An 11,270-nucleotide genomic window follows, 5' to 3' on the forward strand; every position below is an offset into this window, starting at 1 on the left:
AACCGATCCATTACACCCAAGGCTGCCTCCAAAAGCAGTCTTGAATCATGCTACGGTCAAAAAGGGAATCCTAAGAGTCCACACCACCTAGAGTGTGCTATGGTCGAGAAGCTGGGGCTGGTGACGCAGAGCGCTTCACTTGCAGGGATGACATCCATATTCAGTAACCCCCGATGGCAGCAGAAGCGCCGCTGATCACCGCTGTCTCTTCCGCTTCAACCCGTTGGCGCCAGGTCGGTGCTGGCAAGGCTAAACCGCCGGTCCTTCGAGCCCGCTTCTCTCGTGCGATTTCCACAGGAACCAGCCGAGGACGGTACCGAAGAAGAATGTGTGGGCAATGAACTGCACGACCGGGCTTGCTTGCAGAAACCAGGGGAATGCGATCGGCGCGATCACATAGAAATTGACGAGCCACAAGGCGAGGCCAAAGATGCTGCCGAGACCAATGAAGGCTGCTCGCCCTCGCAGCATTGCGACAATCTCCCCGAACACGATCCCATAGACGATGGCGAGGATCAAATGCACGATCACGCCAGCGATGCTGGCCGTCAGGAGCGGGTAGCCGGGATCGAGAGCTTCCGGTCCAAGCGCGATGGCGCCGATCATGCGCAGGGGCGTGAAGAACGCTTCCGCCCCCATCATGAACGCACTCGCCGTCATTTCAAACGCCGCAAAGACGAGGCCTGCGACAATGCCCGCGACGGCACCCTGCTGGAGTCCCCATCGGATGTCGCGCGGCGTCACTGGCGTATGGATGTAATCACGGTAAGCCATAACACTGCTCCTTGTTCTGGACGCAGACTCATCCGCAAAACCAATGCCGGGCACGCGTCGGCGGTTCCGGGCGTTCGGCACAATTCACGAGGATTTGATTGAAGTTGATGTTTCTCACGCCGAGCGGACGGTTCGGCCCTTCGCCCGCATCGACGCTGCAGCCATGCAGCTTCCCCGCGACCGCCCCAATCCAGCTATTACCTCGCGCGAGACCTCAGCTGGCTCCATAGATCGTAGCCCGCAAGGAGGACGCCGATGCCGACCGCAACGCCTAGATCGGGATGCGGGACGAACCGGATTACGACGCCGAAAAACGCCAGAAAGGCAACAAACGCCAAGACGGCCAGGAAGCGGCTCAAATTCATCTATTGTCCTCCACTCGCCGCGGCATCCTCGTCTCAGCCTCCGTAGATCAGGTTGGGCAGCCCGTACACGATCTGCGGGAAGATGTAGATGATGACCATGCACAGGATAACGATCAGCATATAGGGCATCATGCCGCGGAAAATATCCGAAAGCTGAACATGCGGCGGCGAAATGCCCTTGAGGTAGTAGGCCGACATCGCCATGGGCGGCGACAGAAAGGCCGTCTGAAGGTTGACCGCGACGAGCACGCCGAAAAACAGCGGATCGATCTCGAAATGCGCCAACAGCGGCAGGAAGATCGGAACGAAGATCACGATAATCTCGGTCCATTCCAGCGGCCAGCCCAGGATGAAGATGATGATCTGGGCGACGATCAGAAACATCAGCGGCGACATGTCGAGGCCGGTGACGAAATCGCTGATCAGTTGCTGGCCTCCCAGATAGGCAAACACCGAGGCGAAGGTCGCGGAGCCGACGAACAGCCAGCACACCATCGCAGTCGTGCGCGCCGTCAAATAGACGGACTCCTTCAGGCGTTGCCACGTCAGGGCCCGGTAGGCGGCGGCCAGCACGACGCCGCCGAGCGCGCCGATGGCGGCAGCCTCGGAAGGCGTGGCGAGGCCGAAGAGAATAGCGCCGAGCACCGCGAGGATCAGGACCGCCAGAGGGACGAAGGAAGTCAGCAGCATCCAGCTGATTTGCAGGGCCGAATAGTGCCCTACCTCGTCTCGGGTCGGCTTCGGCGCCACCTGCGGCTGCAGCACCGCCTTCGCCACCACATAGATCAGATAGAGGCCGGCAAGCAGCAGTCCTGGAAGCAGGGCTGCCGCATACATGCGGACCACCGAAACACCCGCCGTCGCGCCATAGACGATGAGCAGAATGGACGGCGGAATGAGGATGCCGAGGGTTCCGCCCGCGCAGATCACTCCCGAGGCATAGCTGATGTCATACCGCGCCTTCAGCATGGCGGGAAACGCCAGCAGGCCCATCAGTGTGACGACCGCGCCGACGATGCCTGTGGCCGTGGCGAAAAGGGTGCAGGTGATGAGGGCGGCGACGGCCATGGAGCCGGGAACGCGCCGGGTGGCGATATAGAGGGTGCCGAAAAGGCGCTCGATGATATTGGACCGCTCAACTATGTAGCCCATGAACAGGAACAGCGGGATGGCGGTCAGCACGTCGTTCGAGATCACAGAATAGGTCTGATTCACAAACAGATCGAAAATGCGGTTGTTGAAGAAGCCGCCGATCCAATGCTCCGTAAGCGTCCAGCCGTCGGCGCCATCCTCAACCGCCCGTTCGTAGGCGCGCCACATCCGTCCCGGATTTAAATAAGCGTAGTAGCCAAAGGCGACCCCGAGCGCCATCAAAGTGAACGCAACCGGGAAGCCAAGGAAGATCGCCAGAACCAGAATGAGCAGCATCGCGACGGCGACCTGAGGATCGCTCATCTGTCTTCTCCGTCGCGGTCGGGTTGATTGTCGGGGTGGAGGAATGGGAGGTCGACTGCTTCCGAACCGTGATGCAGAACATCGAGCGTCTTGGCTTCCATCAGCACCTTTTCGGTCTCTTCCACATCTTCAGCCGCGCGCGGCCATGTTCCGGTTCGTAGACAGACGACGCAGCGGAACACCTGAGCAATTCCCTGCACGAAGAGCAGGATGCCTGCCGCCACGATGACGGCCTTGAACTGGAAGATCGGAATCCCGGCCGGGCTGTTCGAGCTTACTTCGAGATAGCGAAAGCTGCGTGCGGCATACTTCCAGCCGGCCAGAATAAGCGCCGTGACGCCTGGGAAGAAGAAGATGAAGTAGAGGACAAGTTCGACCGCCGCTTGCACGCGCGGCCTCCACAGACGGTAGATGAAATCGCCGCGCACATGCCCGTCTCGCGACAAGGTGTAAGCGCCGGCCATCATGAACATGGTGCCGTAGAGCATGTAGCTGAGGTCGAATGCCCACGCAGTCGGCGCGCTGAACAGGTATCGCACGACGACTTCATAGCTCACGCCGAGCGTCATGACGACGACGCTCCAGGCGAACACCTTTCCAAACCATGCCGAAAGTTCATCGGCGAACGCAATGTAGCGGAGCATCTACTGGGTTCCGTCAAATACAATCCGGCGGTCGGCAAGACCGCCGGATTTGCCGAAGCGGAGGCCCGAATTAGAGCTTCAGCTTGCCGGGGAAGTAATGTTCGTATGCCAGTGTCAGGTCGGCTGAATTCATAAGCTCGTAGTAGACCACACGTTCGACCCATTGGCGCTGGCTATCGAGCACCCGCTTCATGAACTCATCCGCCTCCAGCGTCGGGATGATCTTGTCCCAAGCCTGGAGTTGTGCGTCGAGAATCTCCTTGGAGGTGCGGTGCACGGTGACACCGTGCTCGGTCTGCAGTTTCTGCAGGTCGGCCGAATAGTTGTCGAGGGCGACTGCGGTGGTCGCGGTGCTGGCCGCCTCCACGCCATATTCGAGAATGGCCTTCAAATCGTCGTCAAGGTCCTCGAATACGTCCTTGTTGAACAGGAATTCAAACGACTCGCTCGCCTGATGATAGGACGACAAGATATAGTTCTTGGCGACGTCCTGCGACCCGAAGCGAAGGTCGGATGACGGATTGTTGAATTCGAAGGCGTCGATAACCCCGCGCTCCATGGCCGGCACGATTTCACCGCCGGGCAGCTGCGCCACGCTGAGGCCGAGGTTCTGCATGAGATCGGCGGCAAGACCCACCGTCCGATATTTGAATCCCTGCAGTTCAGCGGGGGTCGTGACAGGCTTCTTGAACCAGCCGAACGGCTGCGCCGGCATCGGGAAGCCATAGAAGCCGACCACGTTGAGGCCCATGATGTCCTGCGTCAGCTCGCGGTAGAGATCCTTGCCGCCGCCCTGATGGAACCAGGCGAGCATGGTGGTGGCGCTGCCGCCAAACACAGGGCCAGTTCCGAAAAGCGACGCGGCCTTGTGCTTGCCGTACCAGTAGACGGGGACGGTATGCGCGGCGTCGATGACGCCGTCATTGACGCCATCCAGCACCTGGAACGCGCCGACGACCGCACCCGCGGGCAGGAGCTCGAACTTCAGCCGGCCGCCCGACATCTTTTCGACGCGCTCTATGTATAGCCGCGCGAAATCCATCCAGATGTCCGAAGCAGGCCAGGAGGTCTGCATTTTGATGGTGACCGGCGACTGCGCCAGTACGGCCGGAGCCGAGAGCGTCGTCGCTGCAGCCGCGCCGGCCGTGATGGCGGTGGACTTTTCCAGGAACCCGCGACGCGAGATTTTCTTGTCGGACATTTTATTCCTCCCTTTATTGTAAACTCCTCTGCCACAACCAGAATATGCGAAGTCGCGCCTTGCGCAACCAGATTCGCTGCCGGTGACATCGGGGCGTCGGACATTCGATCTGGTATAAGCGCCAATATGTTTCCGCTTCTGACGACTTTTAGTAGTCGGCGCATATCCTCCATCTGGCCCACATAACGAATGTAGGACCGCTGCGCGGCATGCCAAGGCGGTCATAACGATTCCCAGGGTTGGCCGTCCGCGCAAGGACCCTGTTTACAGGGGCATAGGCCCAAGCATAGGCCCCTTGCTCGCAGCTTGGAAAGGAGATTGAGATCATCTGACCCTCTGACCAATCGCCGGACTCGTCCGCGAAGCCGCCGCAGGCGACGTGCAGGCCCTCGCCAAGCTCGAAAACAATGATCCGTCATTGACAGATTTCGTCGCCTAGCACCCGGACGATGATCAGCGTGCGAGACTCGCAAGCAAGCCAGAGGCAGACATTGTCGACGCCATGGAATTCTTCAGTCAGTACGGCAAGGAAGTACGCGAGGCGGACGACGAACGACGCGGTACAGGAAAGCGCCCGACATCCGTCGCCTCCGACTTCGATGCTGTCGCGCAGGACAACGAGACGCCCGCCAACCGCTTTGCTGGAATCGTGCCCTAGGCGATCCAGGCCGAGGACGGCGATGACGAAATGGACCTCGTCGCCGAAGCTGTCAAGGCCGAGCGTCTTGAGCAGGAGCGGCAGCCGACGCGGAGGCCTGAGTGACTTTCATCACGCGTCACAAAGACATCGACGGCGAAGCTCACGCGCTCCGCCGTCATGTCGCCGCGCGAGCCGCTGGCAGAGCGCACCCGGAGTATTCCCGTTACGACGAAAACCTCGCTGCCTGGGTGGCGTCCACCGAAGCAGAGGCTGCCGGCCGTTGCGACGGGACGGTTTTCCGCCGTCTCCGCCGCCCGGGCATGAAATGGGGCACATATCTGGAGCAGGATACTTCAATTGCCGCGGACACCGCCCTGACGGCTTTTTTCGAGCTTCATGCTGACCGATCGACTGGAATCGGCTGCTGGTGGAAGTCACCCTCAATCGCCGCAGGGCACTCCAAAACTGGCGTCGCAAAGGGCCGCAAAATCCTTGCCCGTGTCCGCATGCAACAGGCGGCCGGCCCGACGTGAAAATTCCGTCACTACTTGTTGACCGAGTTCAGGACACCCGGCAAGGGCCTCCAGTCCATGAAACGGGCAAAACGGACTGAATAGGAATTCCTTCTCCCGCGGTCGCGGGGGGCTCCCGGGATAGCCTCGGACTTCATCAAAAAGAGTGCTTCGTTGCCCGTTTTGTGGTACATTGTTGCTGAGGAGTCCGGCTATGGACCGGAAGCTTGCTGCAATACTTGCCGCCGATGTCGTCGGTTACTCCAACATGATGGAGGCTGACGAAGAGGGAACCTTTGAACGCCTGCGCGCCGGCCGCAAGGAACTGTTCGAACCCGAGATAGCCCGACACCACGGCCGCATCTTCAAACTCATGGGCGACGGCCTGCTGGCCGAATTCGCCAGCGTTGTGGATGCCGTCGAATGCGCCGTTGCCCTGCAGCGCGGGCTTGCTGAAAGGAACGCTTCGGTTCCCGAAGACGACCGCATCAACGTGCGGATCGGTGTGAACCTTGGCGAAGTGGTAATCGAGGGCGACGACTTCTACGGCGAAGGCGTCAACATAGCTGCACGCCTGGAGCAGATGGCCGAACCAGGCGGCGTTTATGTATCGGGCAAAGTCGCCAAAGAGGTGGAAAAGAAGCTGGATTTCGGCTTCGAGCCTATGGGCAACCACCGAATGAAAAACATCGATGAGCTTGTGCCTGTCTTCCGCGTCAAGATCGAAGGCGCTCCGAAAATCAGGTCCCGTTCCCGGCGTCGAAATCCATACGTGCCGTGGGCAGCCGCGGCTTCTATTGCCGTGTTTGCGACGGCCGGTGGGGCGTGGCTCTATTTCGATCTTTTCGGCACTCCGGCTTCCGCCGGTGCTCCCTCGATCGCCGTGCTCGCATTTGACAATATGAGCGGCGACCCGAACCTTGGCTATTTCAGCGATGGCATCAGCGAGGACATTATAGCTGGCCTGGCAAGATCGACCGATCTGTCGGTCATAGCCCGTAACTCGTCGTTCACCTACAAGGGCAAGCCCACAGACGTCCGGCAGATCGGCAAGGACCTCAACGTGTCCTACGTTCTCGAAGGGAGCGTAAGGAAGGACGTGGATCAGGTCCGTATCGTCGCGCAGCTTGTCAATGCCAAGACAGGGGCTCACGTCTGGGCGGAGAAGTTTGATCAGTCGGGAGACAACCCGATGGCGCTGCAGGACGCGGTTACGGAGAAGATCGTAGGAGCGCTGGCCAGTGACACCGGACAGATAAAGCGTTCGCGTTACAACGAGGCATGGAGCAAGGACGCTGCGAGCCTGGAAGAATACGACTACTATCTCCGAGGTCATGACAGGCTTCTTCAAAACACGCCGGAGGGGGCAGAGGAAGCTTATCAAATCTGGACAGAGGCGCTTGCCAAATACCCTGACTCTTCACTCCTGAAGTTCAAGATGGGTTTTCTGTATTACATCCGCGCCGTCAACGGATGGTCAAACAATCCCGAGGAAGACCTGCGCCTTGTGGGCGAGATGGCAAGAGAGGGCATGGCCAAGCCGAACCTGTCGCCCCTGGAGAAGAAATTGGGGAACTGGCTCCTTGCATATGCAAGTCACGTCGAGCGTGACTTCAAGAAGGCCTTGGCTCAAGCAGAGGCGGCAATCGCTATGGCACCCGGCGACGCATACATGGCTGCTGTCTTGGCTGATGTGGCCATCGGAGCTGGCGATACGCAAAAGGCGGTTTCCTGGTCCGACTTCGGCATCCGGAACGATCCGGCTTTGTCCTACCTGTATTTATGGTTCAAGGGCTGGGCACTGACGGCAGGCGGCAAATACCAGGAGTCGGCCTCTGTCATGGAGGAGCAGGACGACTGGGTGGTGCACATTCCGCTAATCAAGGCCATCAACCACGTTAATATGGGGATGTTGGACGAAGCCAAAGCGAACATCCAGAAGGCACTGAAGGTCGATCCGAGTTGGTCGGCTGAGAAATGGCGTGAAATCACTTTTGTCAGCAACGATGTGCTGGACCGACAGGTGACCGACTTGATCAAGGCGGGATTGCCGGCGAAGTAGTGTTCCCCTAACCGTCACGCGATCTGCGCGGCGCGATCCGTGCGTCCGTGTCAGGGCTTCGTCATGAAGGTTTTCGGTCCCTGCCGATCCCGTACCCCGGCCGGACGATGACAGCCTTCATTGTAACTTTCCTAAATTGACGGTGGGCGCGCCCGGTTGAATGTGGGGCGACAGCAGACTTTCCGTTGGAAAGTACGATGCGCCTCACGCCGCCAACACCGCCGTGTCCAGCCCACGGATAATCTTTGCCAGCTCGACACACTCGTCATGCCGGACCTTGTTGCGTCGCCAGGCGAGGCAGATCGTGCGCTGCGGCATCGGTTCCTGGAATGGCACGATCTTCAGATCGCGCATGCCACTGGCCGGCCCTGCCGCCATTTCCGGAATGAGCGTGACGCCGAGCCCGTGCGCCACCATCTGCAGCAGCGTCGTCAGGCTGGTTGCGCCATAACTCGCCATTGCCACCGGCCGCACGCTGCCGCAGACGGCAAGCGCCTGTTCGCGCAGGCAATGGCCTTCCTCCAGCAGCATCAGCCTTTCCAGCGCCGGACTTTCCGGCGGAACCGGCGGCGAGGCGAAGGCGGGATCGTCGGCCGGCACGGCAAGGAAGAACCGGTCGGAGAAAAGCGCCTCGGTGATCAGCCCGGGCTGATCGAGGGGAAGGGCCGCGATGAAGGCGTCGAGCTTTCCCAGGGCGGTGTCCTCGACCAGCGACGCCGTCACCGCTTCGCGCAATTCGAGCTGCAAGGCCGGGAAACGCCGTTTCAGCTCCGGCAGCACATGCGGCAGGAGATAGGGCGCCACCGTCGGGATGATGCCGAGCCGGAAGCGTCCTTCCATGGCGGGACGGCCGCGCCGGGCCGTGGTCTCGATCTCGCGGATATCGGCAAGAATGCGCTCGATACGCGGCAGCATGGCCAGTGCCTCGTCGGTCATCCGAACCGATTTGCCGCCGCGCTCGAACAGCCGGCAATTCAGCCGCAGCTCCATCTCCGCGATTTGCGAGGACAGCGCCGGCTGGCTGACGCCGGCCAGCTTCGCGGCGCGGCCGAAATGCAGCGTCTGCGCCAGTGCCTCGAAATATTGCATCTGCCGGACGGTGAGACCAATCATAAGGAAAACCTATCGCAACAAACAGGAAAGGCAATTTGTTTTTATCGGCAATGCGGCCTAGTCTGGAACCATTCCAGAATGGCGTGGCTCAAAGCCTGTCCGGAAAAATCAACAAATCCCGGAAAACAAATCCCGGAAAATCCACAAATCGGAGAGAACGATGGACGCAAAGACCGATGACAATAGCGCAGGAAAATGCCCGGTCGTTCACACAACCATTGCCAGGGCCAACCGTGACTGGTGGCCGAACCAGCTGAATGTCCAAGTCCTCCACCAGCAATCCGCATTGTCCGATCCAATGGGCGAGGCGTTCGATTACGCCAAGGAATTCAGGAGTCTCGACCTGAACGCCGTGATCAAGGACCTGCATGCCTTGATGACGGATTCGCAGGAGTGGTGGCCGGCCGACTTTGGCCATTACGGGCCGCTGTTCATTCGCATGGCCTGGCACAGCGCCGGCACCTACCGCATCGGCGACGGCCGCGGCGGTGCCGGAGCCGGCCAGCAGCGCTTCGCGCCGCTGAACAGCTGGCCGGACAACGTCAACCTCGACAAGGCCCGCCGGCTGCTGTGGCCGATCAAGCAGAAATACGGCCGCAAGATCTCCTGGGCCGACCTGATGATTCTCACCGGCAACGTCGCCCTGGAATCGATGGGCTTCAAGACCTTCGGTTTTGCCGGCGGGCGCGCCGACGTCTGGGAGCCCGAACAGGACATCTACTGGGGTCCCGAAGGCAAGTGGCTGGCCGACGAGCGCTACAGCGGCGAACGCGACCTCCAGAACCCTCTCGCCGCCGTGCAGATGGGTTTGATCTACGTCAATCCGGAAGGGCCGAATGGCAACCCGGATCCGCTGGCCGCGGCGCGCGATATTCGCGAGACCTTCGCGCGCATGGCCATGAACGACGAGGAGACCGGCGCGCTCATCGCCGGCGGACATACCTTCGGCAAGACCCACGGCGCCGGCGATGCGACGCTGGTGGGCGCGGAGCCGGAAGCCGCCGGCATCGAAGAGCAGGGCCTCGGCTGGGCGAGCACGTTTGGCATCGGCAAAGGCGGTGACGCGATAGGCAGCGGCCTGGAAGTGACCTGGACCACGACGCCGACGAAGTGGGGCAACAACTTCTTCGACAATTTGTTCGGCTTCGAATGGGAGCTGACCAAGAGCCCGGCCGGCGCGCACCAGTGGACGCCGAAGGGCGGCGCGGGCGCCGGCACCGTACCGGATGCGCACGATGCAGCCAAGCGTCACGCGCCATCGATGCTGACCACCGACCTCGCTTTGCGGTTCGATCCTGCCTACGAAAAGATATCACGGCGCTTCCATCAGAATCCGGACCAGTTCGCCGACGCCTTCGCCCGCGCGTGGTATAAACTGACCCACCGCGACATGGGCCCGATCGTGCGCTATCTCGGCCCGCTCGTTCCTAAGGAAGAGCTGCCGTGGCAGGATCCTATCCCTGCAGTCGATCATGTTTTGGTCGATGAACTGGACGTGGCCGCCCTGAAGGCGAAGATCCTCGCCTCCGGCCTTTCGGTGCCGCAATTGGTCTCGACCGCCTGGGCGTCCGCCTCGACCTTCCGTGGCTCCGACAAGCGCGGTGGCGCCAACGGCGCGCGCATTCGCCTCGCGCCGCAGAAAGACTGGGACGTCAACCAGCCGGCTCAGTTGGCAAAGGTCCTGGAGAAACTCGACGCGATCCAGAAGGAGTTCAATACTTCGCAGTCCGGCGACAAGAAAGTCTCGCTTGCCGACCTGATCGTCATTGGCGGCGGCGCCGCAATCGAAAAGGCCGCAAAGGACGCCGGCAACGACGTGAAGGTCCCGTTCACGCCGGGGCGCATGGATGCCTCGCAGGAGCAGACCGACGTCGACTCCTTCGCCCCGCTCGAACCGGCCGCCGACGGTTTCCGCAACTATCTCGGCGGCAGGCAGCGTTTGTCGCCCGAGGAGGCGCTGGTGGACCGGGCGCAATTGCTGACGCTGACGGCGCCGGAGATGACGGTCCTCGTCGGCGGCCTGCGTGTGCTCGGCGCAAATACCGACCAGTCAACGCACGGCGTCTTCACCAAACGGCGGGAGACGCTGACGAATGACTTCTTCGTCAACCTGCTCGACATGGGCACGGTGTGGAAGTCGACATCGGACGCCAAGGACGTGTTCGAAGGACGCGACCGGGCGACAGGTGAGCTCAAGTGGAGCGGCACCCGCGTCGACCTCATCTTCGGCTCGCACTCGCAGCTGCGCGCCCTAGCGGAAGTCTATGCAACCGCCGACGCCAAGGAAAAGTTTACCAACGACTTCGTGGCGGCGTGGAACAAGGTGATGAACGCCGATCGCTTCGAACTCGCCTGATCTCGGCGCCAAGGTCCGGAGCGGACAGCTTCCCGCCTGCGGTAAGTTTCTCAAGTCTCAATAAGAAAGGGGGGGGGCCCGGCCCGCCCGGGGGGTGGTTGTCGCCGAGGCAGTGGGGGGGGGGAGGGGGCAGGGGGGGTGTGAGAAA

General features: G+C 60.9%; 8 protein-coding genes. 3 read left to right on the forward strand and 5 right to left on the reverse strand.

Annotated elements, in window-relative coordinates:
- Window positions 1-249 precede the first annotated feature (249 nt).
- From NKH12_RS28280 to NKH12_RS28295, 4 genes are all read right to left on the reverse strand, one after another.
- A complete protein-coding gene (locus tag NKH12_RS28280; RefSeq protein WP_352956157.1) occupies window positions 250-828 on the reverse strand; it encodes a hypothetical protein in 579 nt (192 codons plus the stop codon).
- Window positions 829-1,172: 344 nt separating this feature from the next.
- On the reverse strand, window positions 1,173-2,594 hold the full coding sequence (locus NKH12_RS28285; RefSeq protein WP_254027311.1) for a TRAP transporter large permease: 1,422 nt from the start codon (window positions 2,592-2,594) through the stop codon (window positions 1,173-1,175).
- Window positions 2,591-3,238: a TRAP transporter small permease subunit gene (locus tag NKH12_RS28290; RefSeq protein WP_023800366.1), complete on the reverse strand. Its 648-nt coding sequence runs from the start codon at window positions 3,236-3,238 to the stop codon at window positions 2,591-2,593. Before NKH12_RS28290 ends, NKH12_RS28285 begins: the two co-directional genes overlap by 4 nt.
- Before the next feature lie 70 nt (window positions 3,239-3,308).
- The gene (locus NKH12_RS28295; protein WP_352956158.1) at window positions 3,309-4,439 is read right to left on the reverse strand and encodes a TRAP transporter substrate-binding protein; all 1,131 of its coding nucleotides are present in this window, start codon (window positions 4,437-4,439) and stop codon (window positions 3,309-3,311) included.
- A gap of 502 nt (window positions 4,440-4,941) precedes the next feature.
- Between NKH12_RS28295 and NKH12_RS28300 the strand changes: the two genes are divergently transcribed.
- A complete protein-coding gene (locus NKH12_RS28300) occupies window positions 4,942-5,097 on the forward strand; it encodes a hypothetical protein (protein ID WP_352956159.1) in 156 nt (51 codons plus the stop codon).
- Window positions 5,098-5,805: 708 nt separating this feature from the next.
- The gene (locus NKH12_RS28305) at window positions 5,806-7,653 is read left to right on the forward strand and encodes an adenylate/guanylate cyclase domain-containing protein (protein WP_352956160.1); all 1,848 of its coding nucleotides are present in this window, start codon (window positions 5,806-5,808) and stop codon (window positions 7,651-7,653) included.
- 204 nt (window positions 7,654-7,857) lie between these two features.
- Here NKH12_RS28305 and NKH12_RS28310 read toward each other — a convergent pair whose 3' ends face one another.
- Window positions 7,858-8,766 (reverse strand): hydrogen peroxide-inducible genes activator, encoded by a 909-nt coding sequence (locus tag NKH12_RS28310; protein WP_352956161.1) that lies wholly within the window; start codon window positions 8,764-8,766, stop codon window positions 7,858-7,860.
- 160 nt (window positions 8,767-8,926) lie between these two features.
- Here NKH12_RS28310 and katG point away from each other — a divergent pair, with 160 nt between their 5' ends.
- Window positions 8,927-11,122, forward strand: coding sequence for a catalase/peroxidase HPI (gene katG, locus NKH12_RS28315; RefSeq protein WP_352956162.1), 2,196 nt, complete (start codon window positions 8,927-8,929; stop codon window positions 11,120-11,122).
- The last annotated feature ends 148 nt before the right edge of the window (window positions 11,123-11,270 follow it).

The organism is Mesorhizobium sp. M1322, assembly GCF_040318085.1.
Taxonomy (GTDB): Bacteria; Pseudomonadota; Alphaproteobacteria; order Rhizobiales; family Rhizobiaceae; genus Mesorhizobium.